This is a genomic window from Sphingomonas sp. Leaf198 (genome assembly GCF_001424005.1).
In the GTDB taxonomy this organism is placed as follows: Bacteria; Pseudomonadota; Alphaproteobacteria; order Sphingomonadales; family Sphingomonadaceae; genus Sphingomonas.
In genome coordinates this window covers 159578-182685 of the sequence record NZ_LMPX01000002.1, presented here as the reverse complement: position 1 = coordinate 182685, position 23108 = coordinate 159578, and the positions used below count along the sequence as shown (strand labels likewise).

At 66.0% G+C, this 23108-nt stretch carries 20 protein-coding genes; 4 read left to right on the top strand and 16 right to left on the bottom strand.

Annotation, left to right across the window (positions count from 1 at the left end; genetic code table 11):
- Positions 1 to 3: 3 nt before the first annotated feature.
- The 12 genes from ASG20_RS07875 to ASG20_RS07825 form a co-directional block, all read right to left on the bottom strand.
- Complete coding sequence (locus tag ASG20_RS07875) at positions 4 to 636, bottom strand: DedA family protein (protein WP_056050829.1); 633 nt, start codon at positions 634 to 636, stop codon at positions 4 to 6.
- On the bottom strand, positions 633 to 1013 hold the full coding sequence (locus ASG20_RS07870) for a hypothetical protein (protein WP_056050827.1): 381 nt from the start codon (positions 1011 to 1013) through the stop codon (positions 633 to 635). Before ASG20_RS07870 ends, ASG20_RS07875 begins: the two co-directional genes overlap by 4 nt.
- Entirely contained in the window at positions 1010 to 2260 is a 1251-nt protein-coding gene (locus ASG20_RS07865; protein ID WP_056050825.1) for an arsenic transporter, read from the bottom strand. Before ASG20_RS07865 ends, ASG20_RS07870 begins: the two co-directional genes overlap by 4 nt.
- Positions 2257 to 3378, bottom strand: a complete 1122-nt coding sequence (locus ASG20_RS07860) for a metallophosphoesterase family protein (RefSeq protein WP_056050823.1) — start codon at positions 3376 to 3378, stop codon at positions 2257 to 2259. The genes ASG20_RS07865 and ASG20_RS07860 overlap by 4 nt, the downstream gene beginning before the upstream one ends.
- On the bottom strand, positions 3375 to 4664 hold the full coding sequence (locus tag ASG20_RS07855; protein ID WP_056050821.1) for an MFS transporter: 1290 nt from the start codon (positions 4662 to 4664) through the stop codon (positions 3375 to 3377). The genes ASG20_RS07860 and ASG20_RS07855 overlap by 4 nt, the downstream gene beginning before the upstream one ends.
- Before the next feature lie 465 nt (positions 4665 to 5129).
- Positions 5130 to 6008 carry a hypothetical protein gene (locus ASG20_RS07850; RefSeq protein WP_056050819.1) on the bottom strand — a complete coding sequence of 293 codons (879 nt, stop codon included), beginning with the start codon at positions 6006 to 6008 and terminating at the stop codon, positions 5130 to 5132.
- Between the two features lie 36 nt (positions 6009 to 6044).
- Entirely contained in the window at positions 6045 to 6218 is a 174-nt protein-coding gene (locus ASG20_RS19635) for a hypothetical protein (protein WP_165899582.1), read from the bottom strand.
- On the bottom strand, positions 6215 to 7747 hold the full coding sequence (locus ASG20_RS07845) for a PAS domain S-box protein (protein WP_082470850.1): 1533 nt from the start codon (positions 7745 to 7747) through the stop codon (positions 6215 to 6217). The genes ASG20_RS19635 and ASG20_RS07845 overlap by 4 nt, the downstream gene beginning before the upstream one ends.
- 4 nt (positions 7748 to 7751) lie before the next feature.
- Positions 7752 to 8117 (bottom strand): CsbD family protein, encoded by a 366-nt coding sequence (locus tag ASG20_RS07840; protein WP_056050817.1) that lies wholly within the window; start codon positions 8115 to 8117, stop codon positions 7752 to 7754.
- Between the two features lie 320 nt (positions 8118 to 8437).
- Positions 8438 to 8620, bottom strand: coding sequence for a hypothetical protein (locus ASG20_RS07835; protein ID WP_056050815.1), 183 nt, complete (start codon positions 8618 to 8620; stop codon positions 8438 to 8440).
- Between the two features lie 129 nt (positions 8621 to 8749).
- Entirely contained in the window at positions 8750 to 9817 is a 1068-nt protein-coding gene (locus ASG20_RS07830) for an LLM class flavin-dependent oxidoreductase (protein ID WP_056050812.1), read from the bottom strand.
- The gene (locus ASG20_RS07825) at positions 9814 to 10725 is read right to left on the bottom strand and encodes an aldo/keto reductase (RefSeq protein ID WP_082470935.1); all 912 of its coding nucleotides are present in this window, start codon (positions 10723 to 10725) and stop codon (positions 9814 to 9816) included. The genes ASG20_RS07830 and ASG20_RS07825 overlap by 4 nt, the downstream gene beginning before the upstream one ends.
- A 22-nt stretch (positions 10726 to 10747) precedes the next feature.
- On the opposite strand from ASG20_RS07825, the gene ASG20_RS07820 reads away from it, so the two are divergent.
- A complete protein-coding gene (locus ASG20_RS07820) occupies positions 10748 to 11842 on the top strand; it encodes a Gfo/Idh/MocA family protein (protein ID WP_056050809.1) in 1095 nt (364 codons plus the stop codon).
- A gap of 133 nt (positions 11843 to 11975) precedes the next feature.
- Positions 11976 to 14390, top strand: coding sequence for a TonB-dependent receptor (locus tag ASG20_RS07815; RefSeq protein WP_056050808.1), 2415 nt, complete (start codon positions 11976 to 11978; stop codon positions 14388 to 14390).
- 15 nt (positions 14391 to 14405) lie between these two features.
- On the opposite strand, the gene ASG20_RS07810 is transcribed toward ASG20_RS07815, so the two are convergent.
- The 4 genes from ASG20_RS07810 to ASG20_RS07795 all read right to left on the bottom strand — a co-directional run bounded on the left by ASG20_RS07810 (position 14406) and on the right by ASG20_RS07795 (position 19963).
- Positions 14406 to 15638 carry an MFS transporter gene (locus ASG20_RS07810; protein WP_056050806.1) on the bottom strand — a complete coding sequence of 411 codons (1233 nt, stop codon included), beginning with the start codon at positions 15636 to 15638 and terminating at the stop codon, positions 14406 to 14408.
- A 143-nt stretch (positions 15639 to 15781) separates the two neighbouring features.
- Positions 15782 to 16771: a LacI family DNA-binding transcriptional regulator gene (locus ASG20_RS07805; RefSeq protein WP_056050804.1), complete on the bottom strand. Its 990-nt coding sequence runs from the start codon at positions 16769 to 16771 to the stop codon at positions 15782 to 15784.
- A 270-nt stretch (positions 16772 to 17041) separates the two neighbouring features.
- The gene (locus tag ASG20_RS07800; protein WP_056050801.1) at positions 17042 to 18844 is read right to left on the bottom strand and encodes an IlvD/Edd family dehydratase; all 1803 of its coding nucleotides are present in this window, start codon (positions 18842 to 18844) and stop codon (positions 17042 to 17044) included.
- A 24-nt stretch (positions 18845 to 18868) separates the two neighbouring features.
- Positions 18869 to 19963 carry an aldose epimerase family protein gene (locus tag ASG20_RS07795; protein WP_443025936.1) on the bottom strand — a complete coding sequence of 365 codons (1095 nt, stop codon included), beginning with the start codon at positions 19961 to 19963 and terminating at the stop codon, positions 18869 to 18871.
- A gap of 188 nt (positions 19964 to 20151) precedes the next feature.
- Here ASG20_RS07795 and ASG20_RS07790 point away from each other — a divergent pair, with 188 nt between their 5' ends.
- Positions 20152 to 21483 carry a sugar MFS transporter gene (locus ASG20_RS07790; protein WP_156364178.1) on the top strand — a complete coding sequence of 444 codons (1332 nt, stop codon included), beginning with the start codon at positions 20152 to 20154 and terminating at the stop codon, positions 21481 to 21483.
- Positions 21484 to 21675: 192 nt separating this feature from the next.
- Positions 21676 to 22668 carry an AraD1 family protein gene (gene araD1 / locus ASG20_RS07785; RefSeq protein ID WP_056052802.1) on the top strand — a complete coding sequence of 331 codons (993 nt, stop codon included), beginning with the start codon at positions 21676 to 21678 and terminating at the stop codon, positions 22666 to 22668.
- The last annotated feature ends 440 nt before the right edge of the window (positions 22669 to 23108 follow it).

Genomic DNA, 23108 nt, shown 5'->3' with positions numbered 1-23108 from the left:
GCATCAGTGCTTCGTTACCGTCCGTTCGTCGGATTCCGCGGCGGTTTCGCCGTTCGAAGATTTGGCGAACAGCTTCCAGCCCAGCAGGCCGGCTACCAACACTCCGACGATGACCCAGGTGAGGTTGCCGAGCAGGCTCGCGATCGTCTGGACCTGGTCGCTGAACGCGCGGCCGAGCGACACGTAGATCAGCAGCCACAGGAATTCGCCCGCGATGTCGAGCGCGATGAAGCGCATCCACGGATATTCGGTCAGGCCGCTGGTCACGTTGATCCACGGTCCGAGCGGCCCGATCAGCCAGCGGCTGAAGAAGATGCCCCAGCCTGCCCATTTGCGTGAATAGGCCTCCGCCTGCTCGACCTTGTCGGCGCCGCCGATCCGCCGTGTCACCGCCGCGAGCAGCGGGCGCCCGCCGTAGCGACCGAACGCATAGCCGATCTGGTCGCCGACGATCGCGCCGGTAGCGCCGGCGAATACCACTGGCCAGAACGACAGCTCGCCCTGCGCGACGAACGATCCCATCGCGACCAGCGTAAGCGAACTCGGGAACGGCATGCCCGCGGCGGCGAGCACCATCGCGCCGAACAGCGCGGGCAGGCCGTAGGTGGTCAGCAGTTCGAGGAGTTGTTCCGTCACGGTTTGGGCGACGGCGCAGGCTGGAACGGTCGTGGCGGCGGGCCGGGCGGCGGATAGGGTGGGCGCGCATGGACGATCGCGTAGGTGAGCTTGTCTTGGACCTGCGTCATCGTCCGGCCGCTCTGCCGCGCGATCCGGCCAAGCGTGCGGTGGTCGGGGGCCGGCTGCAGGTTCAGCGCCTGATGCAGGATGTGCGGGGGCACGTGATAGGAATGCGCGACATAGCCGATCGTCATCCAGCGTTCGATCGGCTCGTCACGGTGCGCGTTCCAGTAGATCGCGTCGCTGACGGTGCGGACCGCGTGATAGCCGGTAAACGCGACGACGGCGACGAACAGCGCGATCAGGGCTTTGCGCCAGGGGCGGGTGCGGGTCATCCGAGCGCGATACGCGTGCCGAGCGCGGCGAGCAACGCAAGCGGCATCGCGACCGCGCCGACCTTCAGGAACCGCCAGAAGCCGACATCCTCGCCCTCGCGACGAATCGCCTGCAACCACAGGATCGTCGCGAGACTGCCAGTGATCGACAGGTTCGGGCCGAGGTCGACGCCGATCAGCAGACCGTCGACGATCAGGCGCGGCGGATGCGCCTGCGCGACCGCGGTGCTTGCGACCAGGCCGGCGGGAAGATTGTTCATCAGGTTCGACCCGAAGGCGAGGATCGTCCCCGACACCGCCGCACCGTGCGCGGGATCGACCGACAGCGTTCGCAGGAATTGTGCGACCTGTGCGATCACGCCGGTCAGGTCGAGCGCCTCGACCAGCACGAACAGGCCGGCGACGAGCGGCAGCACGCTCCACGAAATCTCACGCGCGAGTTTCAGCGGCGACGATTTTGCGATCGCCGATACCGCCAGCGTCGTGACGATCCCGGCGATCGCGGTCGGCAGGCCCAGTTCCATGTCGAGCGCGGAGACGACCAGCAGGACGACTGCGGTCGCGACGATCCCGACGAACGCGGCCTTGCCGCCGGCGGTCAACGGCGTGCGCTCGACATCGCTGACGCACTCGCCCGCCAGTCGCTTGCGCTCGAGCCAGCGCAGGACCAGGAAGGTGACGAGGATCGAGGCGAGCGACGGCAGCGCGAACGAGGCGAACCACTGGCCGAGCGGCGGCATCTTGCCCCCGTACAGCACGAGGTTGGCGGGGTTGGAGATCGGCAGCACGAAGCTCGCCGCGTTGGCGATCAGCGCGCAGGCGAACAACAGCGGCAGCGGGTCCGCCTTCGCCTTCTTCGCCGCCGCGTACACCGCCGGCGTCAGCACCACCGCGGTCGCATCGTTGGACAGGAACGTCGTGGTGACGATGCCCGTGACGTAGACGAGCGCGAACAGGCGCGCGCGCGATCCCTTGGCGTGGATCGCCGCGGTGGCCGCGACCCAGTCGAACAGTCCTTCGGCGCGCGCGGTTTCGCTCAGCAGCATCATGCCGATCAGGAACAGATAGACGTCCATGCCCTTTTCGACCGCATGCAGCGCCGCGGGGAAGGGCATCAGGCCGAACAGCAGCAGCAGCGCAGCACCGGCGACCGCCCAGATCGCCTCAGGCCAGCGGAATGGTCGCGCGATCACCGCGGCGGTCGAGGCGGCGCAAATTCCCCAAGTCGCGCCCGTCGCCAATATCACCAATGCTTTCCGTTCTTGTTGGGGCCGAGCCTGGACGCTTCGATACCGTGTTCGGGCCATGGTCCGATACTGTGGATATCGCGGCCCGGCGCGATCGGCATGCCGCGACGGGGAATGTCCTTTTCGCCGCGGACGAGAATGTCGATCACGTCGCGATCCGTGCCGACGGAAACTTCCACTCGGTGCAGTCCGGCGTCGAGCGGGACTCGGGCGGTCCAGAATGCAGTGCCGGGGGTCGGGATCATCGGTTGCGCGACGGCGCTATCGACCGAGATCGTGACGGGGTCAGCGGTGGCGCCGAACAGCTTGGCGATGATCTCGACCTCGCCGGGGCGCGGGACCTGCGTCGGATCGGCGGGACGCGTGACCAGTCGGAGGTCGGCGGGCGCGACGATCTGGACGAACGGCCAATCGCCGCCGGTTTCCTTGAACCGCCAGCTCGGCACGCGGCCGTGGATCGTCGTGATCGAGAAGCCGGGCTTGCCATCGCCTTCCTCGATTTCGCCGGTCGAGCGGGTCGCACCGTAGATCACGCGGCCGTCGTTGAGCAGTTCGTTGTAATGCGTGTGGCCGGTGTCTACGAACGCGACGCGCGCATCGGCCAGCGTGCGGGCGATGTCCTCGCCATCGGCGGAGAGATCGCCGGGATAGGCGTGCATGAAGACGACCGGGGTCTGGCCCTCGGCTTCGGCGCGCGCAAGTTCTTCGAGCAAGCGGTTGCGGTGGTGCATCGTCAGCCGGAAGTCGGGACCGCCCGCGCCGGCCGAAATGATATCGAGAAAGATGCAGCGATGGCCGGCGATGACCTCCGCCTCGGGTCGGTTGGCCTTGGGAAATGCGGCCTCGTAATTGGCGAGATCGCCGAGCTCGAAATCATGATCGCCGGGGATGACGCGGTAGGGGAGCGACAGCGGCGCGAGCGTGTCGGTGATGACGCGGTATTGCTCGGCGGTCGCGTGGTTCGCGTTGTCGCCGGGCAGGTAGACGAAATCAACGGCGTCGCCGATATGCGCGTTGATCTCGGCGACGATCGCGGCGAGCCGGTCGCGGCTCTGCCAGCCGTTCGCCTCGTCCATGTGGAGATCGCCAATATGGACCCACGTGAGCGAGGGCGTCATGCCGTTTGTTCCTTCGGCTGCGATCGTGATCCCGAACAGGCGGGGCGCAGGGTTCCCGCGAAACCGACCCACAGCGCAACGCTGACGATCGCGAAACTTCCGAGGATATAGAAGGCGATGTTGTAGCCGAGTTCCTGCGCGAGCCAGCCGCCGATCGCCGGGCTGAGCGAGGCGCCGACGCCCTGTACGGTCATCACCGCACCCTGGCCGACGTTCACGCGGCCGGTGCCGTCGAGCAGGCACGCGACCAGTCCGGGCACGGCAACGCTCTGCAGTCCCGCACCGATCCCGTCGAGCGCCTGGACCGGCCAGACGCCCCAATGTTCGATGAAGGTGCCGGCAAGGAATCCGCGCAACGGCAGCGCGGCGAACGAGATCAGCAGCACCAGCCAATAGCCCTTGCCTGCCGACATCCGCATCGCCAGCAACGACGCGACGATCATCACCGCCTGCGCGACGACGACGGTCTCGGCGGTGAAGAGCGCGGCGTTGCCCTTGCCCGCGCCGACCACCGCCAGCCCGTACAGCGGCAGCATCGCACCGTTGCCGAGGTGGAAGCATGCGAGCGCGGCCGCCAGGATCAGCATCGGCTTGTTGCGGAGCAGCGCCTTGAAGCCTTCCGCCTTGCCGCCTTCTCCCGCGCTACCGGTATCGTCGTCGGCGGCTTCGAGACCGCGCGCGGCGCGGTGGTCGATCGCCTTTTCGGGGATCATCAGCACGCTGGCGATCGCGAGCACGCCGAACACCGCGGCGAGATAGAAGATCGCCGGCATGCCGAATTTCCAGCCGAGATAGCCGGACAGTCCCGCGCCGATCATGTTGCCCGCGTGGTTCCAGGCCTGGTTGCGGCCGTTCTGCGCGTTGAACCCGCGCTGGCGGACGACGCCGAGCGTCATGCCCGCGACCGCGGGGCCGATCGCGGCGCCGGCGATCGCGGTCGCGACCTGGCTGACGGTGACGACCCAGGCGGATTGCGACAACAGGATCAGGAACGACGCCATCACCGTGCAGATGCCGGTGACGATCACCACCATCCGCTTCTTCTCGGTGTGGTCGATGAAGGCGCCGGCCGGGACCGTCATGATCATCCCGGCGACGCCGCCCGCGGTCATCACCGTGCCGATCGGACCGGTCGACCAACCGCGCTGCTGAAGGAACACGCCGAGGAACGGGCCGATGCCCGCCTGCATGTCCGCCATGAAGAAATTGAGCGATTGCAGCGCCGTCTTCGCGCGGCCGGCATCGCTTTGCCGTTCGCCGGACGGCGTCAGCGCCTTGCTTGCCATTGTTGCACGTCCTCGCATCGCTTCAGTCGGGGTCGGAAAGACGATTTGAAGACGGTAAGTTCCAGCGTGAACATCTTTTCATCAAACCGTACCGAGATGGATGGCTCGGTAGAGTTCGGCATACCGGAGCGATGGCACGCAAAGCTGAATGCGCCCGTTCAGATTCGGTTTAATTTTATTAATACTGCGTCGTAAAATCTATAAGTACCGAGAAGCGTCGTGAGCGCTTGAGAGTAGTATGATGTCCGGCACGCAGTCGTTGTTATCTGGCATAGATTATTCTTAGAACTGGTCATACGGCGAGCATAGTTCAGATGGAGTCGCTGCTTTGGCTGTGTCCCCATACGACTACGCCGCTGCACGAGGTCATCGGCAGCGGCGCAAGTTATCGTCGTTGGATTGTCGGTCGAGCGAGGACAGTATCGGTGTGGCCGATACCGTCCCCATCGATATCAAGTGTCGAAATCAGACGCGGCGGCGCGTGGCGGCCGTCGCCCCGAAGCCCGCTGCGGCTGCGCCGATCAGCAGCGCGATCACGACCATGAACGAGGTTCCGGCGGCGGCACCGGCGGCCTTGTCGGTTGCCGACTTCGCGGTCTGGATCGCGGTGTCCTTGGTCTTCACGAACTGCGCCTTGGCGCGCGTCACTTGAGCCTGTGCCTCGGGACGGCTGATCTTGCGCTGCGCGGCGACGATGTCGACGATGCGGCTTTCAGCCTGCGCGCCGTCCTGGCCACCGCGGGCAAGGGCGGGCAGTTCCTTGGCGATTTCCTTCTGCGCCTGCTCGGGGGTCATCTGGGCGGGATCCGACGGTGCCGTCGACAGATAGGCAGACGCCTCGTCGCGGACATCGCCGGTATCGACGCCAGCGACATCGGCAACCTTGGGGGCTGCAGCACCGATGCCGCTACCGGCTGCGGTCGCGACCGAACCGACGGTGCGGAAGGCGCCACCGATGATGCCGCCGACTGCCGAGGTGAGCAGGTACAGCGTCAGGATCAGCGTGACGCCCCACACGACCAACCCGTGGACCAGGCCGTCGAAGCGGTCATGGACACCGGCGAGACGGGCGGCGGAATAGCCGCCGGCGCCCAGCGCGATGATCGTCGTGATGATCCAGTAGATCCCTGCGCCGATCCCGAAGCCCGCTGCGCCGGGCGTGGTGCCCTCGACTGGATCGACCATGGTGAGCCCGATGCCCGTACCGAGGATGCCGAGGACGAGTTGCACCGCGATCGCGATCACCACGCCGGCAAAGATCGCACCCCACGAGATGCGCGCGGGCGTCTTCACAAAGCGTGCCTCATGCTCCGGCAAAATGCCGGTTGTCGTATTGATAGCCATAGTCACTCCTGTTGATTCTAAAGTTTCGACGAACGCTTACGTTTTGTCGTTCGGGTCGATGGGGGTCTCGGCGTCTGCTTGCTTCGCGCCGGCCTTGCTTTCGCGTGAGCCTTGCTTTTCCACAGCGACGTCGCCGATGATCTTGCCGATGGCTTCCTGGACGGAGCCCTTGGTCTGGCGGACCACGGCTTCGTCTTTCTTGCTGGTCATGCTGCCATCTCCTTGGCGGGCGCGACGGGGCGCTGCGGCGGCGGCATCGAGTCGCCGTCGAACCCGCGCGCGCGCGCCCAGGCGGCGGCCGCGTTGCGACGGTTGACGCCGATCTTCGAATAGATCCGGGCGACGTGATTGCGCACCGTGTTGCCCGAGACGTCGAGCGTGCGGGCGATCGACTTGTCGTCGAGCCCGCGACAGATCAGCGCCAAGACCTCGCGCTCGCGCGGCGTCAGTTCATCGAGCCCGACGCCCGGCTGTGTCGCTTCCGGGGTCCTGATCCGGGCGAGCTTTTCCATGATCGAACGGCTGAGCCAGCTGGTGTCCTTCATCACCGCTTCGATCGCGTTGACCAGCTCGCGTTCGGATGCCTTGCGCGTGCTGATGTCGCGCATCGCCCACAACACGCAGGGCTCGTCACCGAGATGGATCGGTTCGGCCGAGATCATGCAGTCGAGGACATCGCCGTCCTTCTCGCGGATGCGCGTCTCGCGGTCGCGGATCGCCACGCCCGCGTCGATGTCCGCCTCGATCGCGGTGCGGAGCGCTGGCGTTTCCCACAGTCCGACTTCGCCGAGCGGGCGGCCGATGATCTCCTGCGAGGCATAGCCGGTGAGCGCGGTGAACGCCTCGTTGACGTCGCACAGGCGGTGGCCGTCGAGCGAACCGATCGCCAGCGCCACAGGGGCGAGCGAGAAGGTCCGCATGAACCGCTCTTCGCTCTGTCGCAGCGCGTTCTCGGCCTTGCGACGCGGTTCGAGGTCCGCGAACGTGAACAGCATGCAGGGTTGGTCACCCATGTCGATCGGCTGGCCCGCGACGATGACGAGCTTGGTCGTGCCGTCCGGCAGATCGAGTTCGGCCTCCATCTGCGGAATGGTGCGGCCTTCGGACAGCCGCTGCTTGGCGAGATCGCGCTTCTCGGCGCGTTCGAGCACGTCGATATCGTAGACGGTGCGCGACAGCACATTGGCCTTGTCGTGGCCCGTCATCTCGACGAACCCCTGGTTGACCTTCACGAACCTGAGGTCGCTCAGGCGACAGATCACCGCGGGCGCCGGGTTGGCGTTGAACGACTGTTCGAACCGGTCTTCCGCCTCGAACTGCGCGGAGACGTCCTGGATGATCAGGATGAGGCATTCGGGCGCGTCGTCGTCGTCGGTCAGGACGAGGCTGCGGACCTGGTGGACCCAGCGCGGGTCGTCCTCGCCAGCAACCGCGACTTCGACCACGACCTGCGAGAACGCCTCGCCCGACACGACTCGTTCGATCGGGTAGTCGGCGCCGCTCAGCCGGTGGTTGTTGCGATACCGCAGCTGAAACCGTCCGCGGTAATCGTCGACATCGGCCCCGATAGCCTCGACCGAGTCGACCCCGTGCATCGCGAGCGCCGCAGCGTTCGCCCACAGGATCGACTGGTCGGGATCGATCAGGATCACGCCCTCGTCGAGCCCCGCGATGATCTGGCGCAAATGGCGCAGATCGGCGGAGTCGCGAAGAGACTTGAGGACCGGGACCAACGTCACAGGCTTAGTCGCGCTGGCCGTGAACGAGCCAGGCGAGGCCGTAGCCGATCGCCGCCGCACCCAGTGCCCAGAGCAGGGGCGCGTCCTTGGCCGAATCCTGCGCGGTCTGCGCACCCTTGCGAGCGACCTTCGCGGTGCGATCGGCGGCGTGACGCGCTTCGCTGCCCAGCTTGTAGGAAAGTTCGGGGGCACCGTCGACGATGTCCTCGACCGCCGACTTTGCGCGGCCGTACAGGTTCTGCGCGCCACCGGCGACCTGGTCGACGACGCCATCAACCTGCCAGTCGCGGCTGTTCACGGTGTCGCCGATGGCCTTTTCGACCTTGCCGCCGACATAGCGTGCACCGCCCTGGAATTCGTCCTTGTTCATGCTGGTGTCCTTTGCTGGAATACGTCGCGAGCGGCTCTGACGAGCACGGCGTGGTGAGACGGAGATGTCGAAGCGGAGAGGGGGCGGATCCTGAAACAGGATGCCGCCGTTACCCGGCTGCCGCGTCGCGACCAGGGAGCAGTGCGGCGGGCGACGGTCCGCGCGAGGTCGAGACCTCGGCGATTTCGAACAGGCGCTTCATCGGCAACGCTCCAGCGATCGTCCGAGAGCGATGTGCAATCGGATCAGGCGGATAAACCCGAGCGTAACCGATTGGTTCCTGGTACTTTTCTCACAAAGACCAAGCGGGATGTACCATGTCAGGAGAGCGAACGCGCTTCATACAGCGTCGCGAATTTCTGATGGAGGTTGCGCGTCGGGGAGTCCGGCGCGACCGAGGCGCGGGCACGATGCCATGCCGCGCGCGTGCGAAAGTATGTCGCGTCGTCGTCGATGAAGTCGTCGGGCGCAGTCGTTGCGCCGCCGTCGTACAGATCCGTCATGGCCACCACCCGTGTTTGGGTGGCGCATGCCTACGGCCATTTTTGGCGCGGCGAACGATCCGAAACTACCAGTGCGACGGGTATAAATGTCGGCTGGGACACGCCAACGCCGGTGCGATCCCGGTATGATTATCGCGTCAGGGGGGCGTGATCGATCCGGGGCAGGACGTGACGCGCGAACAGGTCGGCCTCGGCGGCATGCGGATAGCCGGACAGGATGAACGCCTCGATCCCCATGTCCTGATACATCCGCAGCTTGGCGAGCACCTGATCGGGATCGCCGACGATCGCAGCGCCGCAGCCCGAGCGGGCACGACCGACGCCGGTCCACAGATTCTCCTCGGCATAGCCGTCGTCGGCGGCGGTTTCGCGGAGCGCGGCCTGCGCGGCGACGCCGGCCGAGTTGGAGTCGAGCGACTTCGCGCGGATCTCGGCACCCTGTTGCGCGTCGAGTTTCGACAGCAGGCGGTCGGCATAGGTGCGGGCCTCGGCCTCGGTATCGCGGACGATGACGTGCGCGCGGTAGCCGAAGCGGAGCGTGCGCCCGTGTGCGGCGGCGCGTGCGGTCATGTCGGCGATGATCGCTGCGACCGTCTCCTTCTTGTCGGGCCACATCAGGAAGACGTCGCAGCCCTTGGCTGCCGCCTCGCGCGCGTCGGGCGACAGGCCGCCGAAATAGAGCAGCGGCGCCTTGCCCGAGACCGTACGGATACGTGGCGGATCGACCTTGAGCTGCCAGAACTCGCCTTGGTGATCGAGCGCCTCGCCGTTGAGCAGCGTCTTGAGGATATGCATTGCCTCGACCGTGCGGGCGTAGCGGGGCGCCGAGGAGAGCTGTTCGCCGGGCATGTCCGAGGAGATGATGTTGATCGTCAGGCGACCGCCGGTCATCTGGTCCAGCGTCGCGATCTGGCGCGCGAGCTGCGGCGGCCAGGATTCGCCGACGCGCACCGCCATCAGCAGCTTGATCCGCTTGGTCAGCGCGGCGATGCCCGCGGCGAACGCGGTCGTGTCGATCCCGAGCGCATAGCCCGACGGCAGCAGGATATTGTCGAAGCCGCCGGTCTCGGCCTGCATCACGATGTCGCGGCAATGCTCCCAGCTCGACGCGAGCGCAGGGTCGGGCTGACCCAGGAATTCGTAATCGTCGTCGCACAGCGCCGAGAACCACGAAACCTCGCAAGGGCCGATCGTCATGGCAGCGGCTCTCCGCGCGCGGCGGTCAGCACCGCGTACCAGTCGTCGCGCGACCAGCTGATCTTGAACACGTCGCGTAGTTCGGCGATCCGGCCGGCGTTCTGCGTGCCGACGATCGGGATCACGCGCGCCGGATGCGCCATGATCCAGCTGTAGGTGGCGATCGATCGACTGACGCCGAACTTCGCCGCGACCGTGTCGAGCGCATCGGCGACCGCAGTTTCGTGCGGGGTCGTCGGCTTGGCGATCCTGCCACCGCCAAGCGGGGACCAGGCAAGGACGGTGATGTCATGCTCGATCGCCTGATCGAACAGCCCGTTGGTCATCGGATCGAGGAACAGCGGGGAGAATTCGGGCTGCTGCGTCGCGATCGGTACGTTCGTCAGGAATGACGCGAGCGTCGCGGTCTGCGCGGGCGTGTAGTTCGACACGCCGATGCTGCGCACCTTGCCCGACGTCACCATGTCCTCGAGCGTGCGCGCCACTTCGTGCGGATGCGTCAGGATATCGGGGCGGTGGATCTGGTAGAGATCGACCTGCCCGACCCGCATCCGCTCGAGCGACGCATCGAGCGCCGCCATCAGATAGTCGCGGCTTGAGTCATAGGGCACGGGCGGGGTGATGCCGCCCTTGGTGGTGAGCACCATGCGGTCGCGCAAACCCGGCGATGCGGCAAAGATGCGACCGAGCAATGTCTCCGCATCGCCGAACCCGCCGCTGCCGTCGAACCCGTAGATGTCGGCGGTGTCGAACAGCGTCACGCCCGCTTCGAAGGCTGCGTCGATCAGCGCAAGGCCTTCGCTCTCAGTGTTGCCGGCGAACCGCCACATGCCCCAGGCGACCGGTGAGACGAGGATTCCGCTCTTGCCGAGGGGACGCGAATCAGGTGTAACATGAAGGTCAGACATCGTTGTCATGATAGGGGTGCGAATGCCGGTTGAGCAAGTCCGTTACGGGTTGGTAGGCACCGGCATGATGGGCGTGGAGCATCTCGCCAACCTCGCCGTCATGCCCGGCGCGGTGGTGACCGCGATTGCCGATCCGACCGAGGCGTCGCTTGGCTGGGCCCGCGAAGCGCTGGGCGCGGAGCGCGTGGGCGGGGTCACGGCGTTTGCGGACTCGAAGGCATTGGCGACCAGTGGTCTGGTCGATGCGGTGATCGTCGCGAGCCCCAACAACACGCACCGCGACGTGCTGACGCCGCTGTTCGGGGAGGGGATCGCGATCCTGTGCGAGAAGCCGCTCGCGACGACGATCGACGATGCGCGCTGGATCGTCGAACAGGCAGAGGCGAGCACCGCGCCGTTCTGGACCGCGATGGAATATCGCTACATGCCGCCCGCCGCTGCGTTCATCGACGAGATCCACGGTGGCGCGATCGGTGCGCTGAAGATGCTGTCGATCCGCGAGCACCGCTTTCCCTTCCTGCCCAAGGTCGGCGACTGGAACCGGTTCGCGCGCAACACCGGCGGCACGATGGTCGAGAAATGCTGCCATTTCTTCGATCTGATGCGGTTGATCACGCAGTCCGAGGCCGTCCGCGTCTATTGTTCGGGCGCGATGGACGTGAACCATCTCGACGAGCGCTATGACGGCGCGCGGCCCGACATCATCGACAACAGCTACACGACGATCGACTTCGCCAACGGCGTGCGCGCGATGCTCGACCTGTCGATGTTCGCCGACGGCGCGGAGAACCAGGAGGAGATCGCCGCAGTCGGCGATGCGGCGCGGCTGGAAGTGCTGATCCCCGAGGGGGCGCTGATCCACTCGCCGCGTGTCGGCTTTCGCAACCCAAAGCGGGCGACGCGACGCGTCGTCGCGGTCGATCCGGTCGCACTCGACGCGGGCAGCCATCACGGATCGACCTTCTACGAACACCAGAAATTCATCGCGGCGGTACGCGGCGAGGGGGCCGTCGAAGTGACGGCGCGCGACGGTTTGATGGCGGTCGCGATCGGCACCGCGGCCGAGATCAGCGCGCGCGAACACCGCGTGGTGGAAATGCGCGAACTGGGCTTCTGACGTCGGGTTCGACGCCCGGTTTAACGCCGGGTTCGACGATAGCAGGCCTTGCCCGGACCAAAGACGAACCGCCGACGACAAGGCGGCGTTTGAAATATAACCTACCGGTCAGGTAGGAAAAGGGAGAGCCGATTTGAACACGGGATTGTTGACGGGCGTAGCCCTGGCCGCGCTGGCGATTGCCGGCCCCGCATTCGCGCAACAGGCGCCGGCGACCCCGCCGACCGATGCGGCTCAGCCTGCGCCGGTTGCAGCTGCCGAGGCGCCGACTGCTGGCGCTCAGAATCAGCCCGGCGACATCGTCGTTACCGCGCAGAAGCGGTCCGAGCGTCTGCAGGACGTGCCGGTCGCGGTCTCGGTGATCTCTGGCGATGCGATCAGCGCCAAGGGCGGCACCAACCTCGAAAGCGCGCAATATCTCGTGCCGACGCTCAATTTCCGGAAATCGGGCACCGCGATCAACCAGTCGCTGTTCCTGCGCGGGGTCGGCACCTCGACCTTCTCGATCGCAGGCGAGCCGTCGATCTCCACGGTGGTCGACGGCGTGGTCTACAGCCGCGCCGGCGAAGCGTTCAGCGACCTGATCGACGTCGACCGGATCGAGGTGCTGCGCGGACCGCAGGGCACGCTGTTCGGCAAGAACACCAGCGCGGGCGTCATCAACATCGTCACCAAACGACCCGGCAACGACTTCGGCGGCTATGTCGAGGGCGGGTATTACAGCAACGGCAGCGAGTACCGCGTGCGCGGTGCGGTCGATCTGCCGATCTCGGGGATCATCAAGAGCCGGATTACGGGCTTCTATGGCCATTACGACGGCAACATCCGCAACCTTGCGCAGGGCAATGATCGCGTCAACGGCTACAAGCATTACGGCGTGCGCGGGATCGTCGTCGCCGATCCGACGCCCGATCTGACGATCACGCTGATCGCCGACTATCGCCGGAGCAAGGACAATTGCTGCGCCGAGGTGATCGGTACCGTGCCCAACAACCTGTCCGCCACCGTCCTGCCGACGCCGCGTGGCGACAAGTCGCGGGTGATCAACCAGGATCTGGTCACGCGCTCGAACGAGAAGAGCTGGGGGGCTTCGGGTCAGGTCGACTGGACGCTCGGCAACCAGACGCTGACCTATATCGGCTCGTACCGCGAGTACGACAACGAGGAGATCCGCGACGGCGACTGGCTGCCGCGCGCCTATGTCGGGCTGAACCAGCTGCATGATTTCGGGCCGCAGGTGAGCAACACGCTGACGCAGGAACTGCGGCTGACGTCGCCGTCGAACCAGTTCTTCAGCTATGTGCTGGGTGCCTATTATTCGCGCGCCGAGACCGAGCGGAATTTCACGCGCAACGACATCGCGTGCACCGGGGCGACCTCGACGACCGTGCTGATCCCGTGCGGAACGACCGGTACGGTCACAACGCGACCGACCGGGACTGCGGAGTTCGGTTCGGTGTTCAAGAACTTCGCGCTGTTCGGGCAGGGAACGCTGCGGCTTACCGATCGCCTGCGCCTGATCGGCGGGATCCGCTATACCACCGACCAGCTCGACGTGTCGCATATCCGTCGCACGACGCTGACCGGCCCCGGCATCAACCCCAATTTCGATCAGGGCGTGAACGACGCCTATGTCCGGCTGGTCGGGCAGGGCATCCGTCCGGACCTTGCCGCGACGCAGGCCGTCGCGTCCTCGAACGGCGTGCCGTTCACCGCCAAGACCACCAACGACAACTGGTCGGGTAAGGGCGGCGTGCAGTTCGACATCGTCCGGCAGTCGACCGCCTACGCCACCTATTCGCGCGGCTATAAAGGGCCGGCGTTCAACATTTTCTACAATCTGACCGCGACCGGGACCAACGTGATCGCGCCGGAGACCGCCGACAGCTACGAGCTTGGCCTGAAGAACACGCTGTTCGGCGGCAAGTTGGTCGTCAACCTCGCGGCATTCTACGCGAAATATCATAATTTCCAGGCTAACAACCCCGACATCGTCGCGGGCGTGCTGGTGACGCGCTTCACTAACGCGGGCGAGATCTCGACGCGCGGCGGCGAACTGGACCTGGTGTTCCAGCCGGTCCGCGACCTCAGCTTTTCGGGTGGGCTCGCGTATACCGACGCGCATATCGACCAGTTCAAGGTGCCGACCAACGGCGTGACGACGGGCGTGGTGCCGTCGGGCACGCCGCTCGGCTATGCGCCGAAATGGAAGGGGTCGCTCGGCGCGGATTATCGCTATCGCACCGGCGGGCGGATCGACTTCGCGCTGGGCGCGCAGGGCAGCTACCAGTCGAAGCAGATCTCGCAGCTCGACGCGAGCGCCGTCATCCGCGAGGCGACGACGATCAAGGGGTATGGCCTGCTCGATCTGTCGGCCGGGCTCGTCGAGCGCGACGACCGGTTCCGCCTGACCTTCGCGGTGAAGAACGTGTTCGACACGAGCTTCGCCTCGGCAATCACGAGCGGCGGGCCGGGGGGCGCGTATCGCTACATCATCCCGCGCGAGGCGGATCGCTATTACGGCGTCACCGGCCGGATCAACTTCTGACCTCGAGGTCGCACGTCAGTGCGCTATCGCAATGACGTCCGACCCGTCGTCCGGCACCGCGACGATGGTCGGGATGATGAGCTGTACCAGCCCCAGCGCGAGCAAATATGACACCGAGCAGACGCCGAGCAGCGGGCCATAGCCATAGCCCGCTGCAAGCGACACCGCGGCCAGCTGGATCAGCACGATCGACCACATGTTGCCGCAGAACGCCGCGATCCCAATGGTCGAGCCGACCGCGCGCGCGGGGACTATGTCCGTGGCGAGCGCGAAGACGTTAGTCGAAAATCCCTGATGCGCGAACAGCCCGAGCCCGAGCAGCAGCGCCGCCGACCACGCATCGTCGACCACCAGCACCAATGTCACCGGCAGCACGAGCAGCGCGTAGAGCAGCATCGTGCCCTTGCGCGCGCGATCGACGCTCCAGCCGCGCGCCATTAGCCGGGTCGGCAGCCAGCCACCGGTCAGCGCCCCCGCCGCCGCCATCGCATAGGCGAGCGCGACGGGGAGCCCGACGGTCCCTTGCGGCAGGCCGAACATCCGGTGGAACAGGTCAGGCAACCAGGCGAGCATGAAGAACCAGACCTGATCCGACAGCACTTTGGCGATCGCGATCGCGGCGGTTTCGCGGCGCTTGAACAGATCGGACCAGCGGATCGGAGCGGGCCGCACGCTGCTCTCGGCGACCGCGGGGATCCGCACCGAGAACCACACCACGACCCAGACGAGCCCAAGTGCACCGGCCGCGAGGAACGCTGCGCGCCAGCCATAGGCGACAGCCAGCGCTGGGACGACCAGCGGGGTGATGACCGCGCCGATATTGGGCGCGGTGTTGCCGATGCCGAGCGCGATCGAGCGTTCGCGTTGCGTGAAATAGGTCGCGGCCGACTTGACCGCGGCGGGCGTGCCGATCGACTCCGCGCCGCCGAGCACGACGCGCGCGGCGATGAAGCCGCCGACGCTGCTGACTACCGCATGCGCCATGCCGGCGAGGCTCCATACCGCGACGCCGAGCGCGAACCCGAGCTTCAAGCCGACCCGGTCGATGAACCATCCGGTGCCGAGAAACGCGACCGCCGCCGCGACCTGGAACGCCGACAGCATGTTGGCGTAATCCTGGTCCGACCAGTGGAACTCAGCCTCCAGCGTCGGCTTCAGCAGCGAGAGGATCTGGCGGTCGACATAGTTCAGCATGATCGCCACGAAGACGAGCGCGACGATGATCCAGCGCCGGCGATCGGTGGACATAGGCTCTCCTGGTTTCAACGGTCCGATAGCGGTGCCACAGCGCGTTCGATCGCGCTCGACCCTTGTCGCATGCGCCCTCATGCCGCCCCCGGCGTCAGTTCGCAACGTCGCCCGGCACGCGAAGCGCCCCCGCGGATGATCGGTCAGGTCGAGGCGCGGACCACGAGCGAGTGCGCGACTTCGCGGCGTTCGTCTGGATCGGCACGGCTCAGCAGCAGGTCCGCTGCCTGCCAGGCGAGGTCGCGGACCGGTTGGCGGACCGTCGTCAGCGGTGGCCAGACATAGCTCGCCAGGGCATCGTCGCCGAACCCGGCGATCGCGATGTCGGTGGGAATGCGCAGGCCACGGCGATGCGCGACCATCAACGCACCCGCCGCCATCTCGTCCGAGCCCGCGAAGATCGCGGTCGGCGGGGAGGGGCGTGCGAGCAACACTTCCGCGGCCTCCGCGCCGCTGGCGAAGTCGTAGCGCCCCTCGACGATCAGTTCGGTCTCGGGCGCGATGCCGGCCGCCAGCAGCGCGGCTTCGTAGCCGGCACGCCGTTGCGCACTCGTCGCATAGTCGCGCGGACCGGCGATGTGTGCGATCCGGCGGTGACCACGCTCGAGCAGGTGCGCGGTCAGTTCGTGCGCGGCGGTGACGTTGTCGATGAACGTCGCCGGCGCGAGGCCCGCCCGCGTTCCGGGCGACACGCGGACGAAGGGGATCGCCCGCGCCGCGAGCAGCGCCAGCACGTCGTCGTTATCCGACAGCGGCGGCGTCAGGATGATCCCGTCGGGGCCGCTGGTCGCGATCAGCGCGTCGAGATCGGCGAGCAGACGCGGCGAGCCCCGGTCGTAGGGCTGGGTGAGGACGCGGACGCCGTCGACTTCGCACCGGTCGCGGATGCCTTGCTGCATTGCATAGACATAGGCAGGGCTGGGGTTGTCGCAGACCAGCGCGACCTGGAAGGACCGATGCCCGGCGAGCGTCCGCGCAGCGAAACTGGGGCGGAAGTTCAGGTCCGCGACCGCGCGCTCGACTCTTTCGCGCGTTTCGGCGCCGACATAGCGTTCCTTGTTGAGGACGCGGCTGACGGTCTTGATCGACGTTCCGCTGGCGGTCGCGACGTCGCGTATCGTGACCCGTTTCACCGCCGATGCTGTCCGTGCGTCATGGCATTGTTTCGCATCGGCGACTGCGTTGGGCAATCGGTTAGATTGGGCGGGGCGTTGGGATTTGAGCGGGTGGAGATGCCACTGGCCTCGCCACGGTAGAGACGTGCTCCCCTCCCTGGAAGGGAGGGGCTGGGGGTGGGTTGGTTCGTTTCGGCCGCCGACGTTCGATAATGCGGAAGCCGACCCACCCCCGACCCCTCCCTTCCAGGGAGGGGGGAAGAGTCGTGGGCGCTACGTCTACCGCAATCAGTGGTTGTCGCGGGGGAGGCCCATGGTCTGCGCGATGCGCTGGTACTTCTCGGCACCTTCGAGGATCGCGCCGGTCTGTAGCTGGCCGACGGTGGCGCGCTGGATTTCCTGCCACGGGGTCTGCGAGCCGGGAAAGGCATAGCCGCCCGCGGCGGTCAGCGTCCGCCGGCGTTCGGCGAGCTCTTCGGCCGAAATCAGCACGTCGGCGGTACCCTTGCCGAGATCGATGCGGACGCGGTCGCCGGTGCGGATCAGCGCGAGGCCGCCCATCGCCGCCGCTTCAGGGCTGGCGTTGAGGATCGATGGCGATCCCGACGTTCCCGATTGGCGCCCGTCGCCGATGCACGGCAGCGCATGGACGCCTTCGCGGATCAGATACGCGGGCGGTCGCATGTTGACGACTTCGGCGGCACCCGGATAGCCGATCGGCCCCGCGCCACGCATGAACAGCAACGTGTCGGTGGTGATGCCGAGCGAGGGATCGTCGATCCGATGGTGATAATCCTCGGGCCCGTCGAACACGACCGCGGGGCCTTCGAACGCCTCGGGATCGGCGGGGTTCGAAAGGTAGCGCGCGCGGAATTCGGGCGAGATCACGCTGGTCTTCATGATCGCGCTGTCGAACAGATTGCCGCGCAACACGATGAAGCCCGCGTCCTGAAGCAGCGGCGTCGCGAACGGGCGAATGACGCGCTCGTCCTCGATCGTCGCATCGCGGCAATTGTCGCCCATCGTCTTGCCGTTGGCGGTCATCGCGTCTTCGTGGATCAGGCCCTGCTTCATCAACTCGGCCACCACCGCGGGAACGCCGCCGGCATGATAATAATCCTCGCCGAGATACTCGCCGGCGGGCTGGAGGTTGACCATCAGCGGCACCTTGTGGCCGTGCGTCTGCCAGTCGTCGATCGGCAGGTCGACGCCGATGTGACGCGCGATCGCAGCCAGATGGATCGGCGCGTTGGTCGAGCCGCCGATCGCCGAATTGACGACGATCGCGTTGTGGAACGCCTCCTTGGTGAGGATGTCCGACGGCTTCAGATCCTCCGAAACCATGTCGACGATCCGCTTGCCGGTGCGATAGGCGACCTCCTGACGGTCACGGTATGGTGCGGGGATCGCGGCCGAACCGGGCAGCTGCATGCCGAGCGCCTCGGCGAGCGAATTCATCGTCGTCGCGGTGCCCATCGTGTTGCAATAGCCGGTCGACGGCGCCGACGACGCGACGAGCTTGATGAAGCCCTCATCGTCGATCGCGCCGGTCGCGAGCAGTTCGCGCGCCTTCCACACTATCGTGCCTGACCCGGTCCGCTCGCCCTTGTGCCAGCCGTTGAGCATCGGCCCCACCGACAGCGCGATCGCCGGGATGTTGACGGTCGCGGCGGCCATCAGGCAGGCCGGCGTTGTCTTGTCGCAACCGATCGTCAGCACGACGCCGTCGAGCGGGTAGCCGTACAGCACCTCGACCAGCGCCAGATAAGCGAGGTTGCGGTCGAGCCCGGCGGTCGGGCGCTTGCCGGTTTCCTGGATCGGGTGGACCGGGAATTCGAGCGCGATCCCGCCGGCTTCGCGGATGCCCTCGCGCAGACGTTCGGCGAGCACGAGATGGTGGCGGTTACACGGCGACAGGTCGCTGCCGGTCTGCGCGATGCCGATGATCGGCTTGCCCGAACGCAGTTCCTCGAGGCTAAGCCCGAAGTTCAGATAGCGCTCCAGATAGAGCGCGGTCATGTCGATGTTCTCGGGGTTGTCGAACCACGCGCGGCTCCGGAGCTTCTGGAGAGGGTTGGGCATGTCGGTCATCGGGGGCTTTCTGGAGATCGGGTGTCAGCGGGCGACGGAAAGGCGGTAGATCATCGCGTGGTGATACGGCTTGCCCGGATCGACGCGCGCGGAGACGAAGTTCGGTTTGTTCGGGGCGTCGGGGAATTTCTGCGGTTCGAGCGCGATCCCGTCACCCATCCGGTAGAGATGGCCGTGCTTGCCGACGAACGTCCCGTCAAGGAAATTGCCGGTGTAGAACTGCACGCCAGGTTCGGTCGTCAGCACCTCGAGAACGCGGCCGGACGCCGGATCCTCGAGCCGCGCGGCCAGTTCCGGCTTGGCGGTCAGGCCCTTGTCGAGCGCGAAGTTATGATCGTAGCCATGCCCGTAGCGGATCTGCTGGTCGCGGCCGTCGCGGATGCCATCGCCGACGATGCGGCCAGCGCGGAAGTCGAACACCGTGCCGTCGACGGGTTGCAGGACACCGGTCGGGATCAGCTTGTCGTCGACCGGCGTGATCGCCTTGGCGGGGATCGTCAGGCGATGGCCGTAGGTGCCGATCCGCGAGCCTTCGCCGCCGAGATCGAAGATCCCGTGGTTGGTCATGTTGACGATCGTCGGCTTGTCGGTTTTCGCGTCATAGGCGATGCCGAGGTTGCCGGCTTCGTCGAGCGTGTAGGTGACGGTGACGTCGAGGTTGCCGGGATAGCCGGAGTCGCCGTCCGGGCTACGATAGCCAAGCACGAGGGTCGCGGTCGGGCCGCTCTTCAACGAGAGCACTTTCCAAGCGACCTTGTCGAAACCCTTGCCGCCACCGTGCAGCGAGTTGACCTTGTCGTTGAGCGGCAATTGATAGGCTTTGCCGTCGAGCGTGAAGCGGCCGCCAGCGATGCGGTTGGCGAAACGGCCGACGGTCACGCCGAAGAAATTGGGATGATCGACGTACGAGGCCAGGTCGTCATAGCCGAGCATGACGTCGGCGATCTTGCCGCTGCGGTCCGGGCCCATCAGCGATTGCAGAGTCGCGCCGTAGGACAGGACGCGCGCCGAGATGCCGTGCGCGTTGCTGAGCGTGATCGCCTCGATCGCAGTGCCGTCCTGCAGCGTGCCCGCGGGCGAACGCTTCGCCTCGGCAGCGTGCGCGGCTTGTGTCGGCATGACCGCCAGTAACGTCGCCACGATGATCCCCGTCGTCCCCAATGCGCGCATTTCGGTTCCCATCCTTAATCGTCCGACGCCGTTGACGCGCCTTGTCGGGGTATATAGTCCGACAATATATTTCTGAGCAAGCCATGCGGTAAAAGACTGTCGATCGGTCGCCGACATGGCACGGAGGATGGACGATCATGGCGATGCCGATACAGCCTACACACGCACGACCCGCCGGAGAGCCCGGGGGAGCGGGGGCGCAGGGCGCGGGGCCGAGCTATCGCTCGGCGCTGACGTTGCTTGCCAGCCTGTTCTTCATGTGGGGCTTCATCACGGTCATCAACAACACGCTGCTGCCGCACCTGCGCAGCGTGTTCGACCTGAGCTATACGCAGACGACGCTGATCGAGAGCGTCTGGTTCATCGCCTATTTCTTCGCGTCGATCCCGTCGGCCAAGCTGATCGAGCGGATCGGCTATCAGAAGTCGATGGTGTTCGGCCTCGCGCTGATGGCGGGCGGTGCGCTGTTGATGGTGCCGGCCGCGCGGATCCCGTCCTATGGCGTTACCCTCGTTGCGTTGTTCATCATCGCCAGCGGGATCACGCTGCTGCAGGTCGCGGCGAACCCGTATGTCGCGGTCGTCGGTCCGCCCGAGACCGCGTCGTCGCGGTTGAACCTGGTCCAGGCGTTCAATTCGGCGGGCGCGACGCTCGCGCCGCTGTTTGGTGGCTATCTCATCCTCGGCCGTTCGACCTCGGGTACGGCTGCGGCCGGATCGACCACGACGCTGACCGCCGCCGAGCGACTCGCGGATGCGCAATCGGTGGTGTTGCCGTATCTGATCGTCGCGGGCGTCCTCGTCGTGCTCGCGGTGGTGATCGCGCGGTTCCCGTTGCCGGCGATGGGATCGTCGACGCAGCGTTCCGCCAAGGAGGCGCGCAAGGGCCTGTCGCTCTGGTCGCATCGCAACCTGGTGTTCGGCATTCCCGCGATCTTCATCTACCTGATCGCCGAGATCGGCGTCGCCAATCTGTTCATCAACTTCGTCAGCCAGCCGCAGATCGGCAATCTGAGCCACGAACAGGCGTCGCATTACCTGTTCATCCTGTGGGGCGGGATGATGGTCGGTCGACTCGTCGGCAGCTATGTCATGCGCACCGTGCCCGCCGAACGCGTGCTCGCGATCGCCAGCATCGGCGCGTGCGTCGTCATGCTGATCGCGACCTTCACCACCGGCCATGTCGCGATGTGGGCGCTGATCTCGGTCGGCCTGTTCCATTCGATCATGTTCCCGACGATCTTCACGCTTGGCATCAAGGGCCTCGGGCCGCTGACCGAGGAGGGCTCGGGGCTGTTGATAATGGCGATCGCCGGTGGTGCGCTGGTGATCGTGCAGGGCTGGCTCGCTGACAATTACGGCTTGCAGTCGTCGTTCCTGCTGACCGCCGCGTGCGAACTCTACGTGCTGTTCTACGCGGTATGGGGATCGAAGGTCACCGATCCGCTGCCCGATCAGACCGTGGCATAATCGGGCGCATGACAACGCGGGCAGGGGGTAACCGTTGCCCGCTGTCATGTCGGACTATTCTGCTGGATGCACTTATACGATATATACGCCTCGATCGTGCTTCCGGCTGGTCGAGGCGTTGGTGTATCTGACGACGAAATCGCGCCCTGGGTTGGTGCAATCCGTCACCGCCGGATCCGTTAGGAGAGAATGATGACGTTACGTTTGCTGCAGCATGTCGGCGCCGACGGTACGCGCTCGGTGATCGCCGCGACCGCCGAGGGGGCGGCTATCGTGAAGGGCGTCGACAGCGTCCGGGGGCTCGCCACTAAGGCGATCGCTGAGGGCAGCGACCTCGCCGCGGCCGTGGCATCGTGCGGTACCGGCGCGAGCGTCGACATCGTGGCCGAACTGGCGGCCGGGCGGATCGTGTCGCCGATCGACCATGTCGATCCGGCGCATCTGATCATGACCGGTACCGGCCTGACGCATCTCGGCTCGGCCGAGGGGCGCGACAAGATGCACCGCGCGGCGGCGGACGCGGCCAAGCAGACCGACTCGATGCGGATGTTCCTCGAAGGCGTCGAGGGCGGCAAGCCCGCACCCGGCCAGCGCGGTCAGCAGCCCGAATGGTTCTACAAGGGCGATGGCTCGGGCCTGGTCGCGCCCGGGGCCGCGCTTACGATGCCCGATTTCGCCGAGGATGGCGGCGAGGAGCCCGAGCTTGCCGGGATCTACCTGATCGGTCTGGACGGGACGCCGTTCCGGCTCGGGCTGTGCCTTGCCAACGAATTCAGCGACCATGTGACCGAGCGGCACAATTACCTGTGGCTCGCGCATTCTAAGCTGCGGCAGGCATCGCTGGGCCCCGAACTGCTGGTCGGCACGCCGCCCGAGCATATCGAGGGCGTGAGCCGCATCCACCGCGACGGCGCACTGCTGTGGGAAAAGCCGTTCCTGTCGGGCGAGGCGAACATGTCGCACACGATTGCCAACCTCGAGGCGCATCATTTCAAATACGACCTGTTCCGCCGGCCCGGCGACGTCCATGTCCATTTCTTCGGGACCGCGACGCTGTCGTTCGCGGATGGCGTGACGACGCGCGAGGGCGATGTCTTCGAAATCGAGGCCGCGCCGTTCACGCTGCCGCTGCGCAACACGCTGACCAAGGCCGCCGCGCGCCCGCTGTCGGTCGTCACCCTCTAAGCTGCGTCCCACCAACCGACGCTATGATGCCCGGCTGTCCGCGCATCGTAGCGTCGGTTGCGCATGTGGCTTTGCATGGCCCGTAGATCGGTCTGTCCGGCGGATCGACAGTCATGGGACAACGAGTGCGTCGGATGGCCGTGATGCGCAACGCCCGCCGCGTCCTCCATGACGTGGTCGAGACGATCGCGCGACACGGGTGGGCTATGAAACGCCACCGGTATTTCCGAATGCGGCGAGGCCGTAAAATGCGATCGCCTGGCGCTCCGCGCAGACATGCTCTCGCCCGATCGATAGCGACAGCTGGAAATTCGTATCACCGGTAATAACGGCACAGCACAACATGTATGTGCTTGTTATGGCTTGCGTTATCAGGTTTGGGCGAATATTGCGCCGACCAGTAAAAAACGAAGAACTACTTGGCATAAAAATTGGAGGCG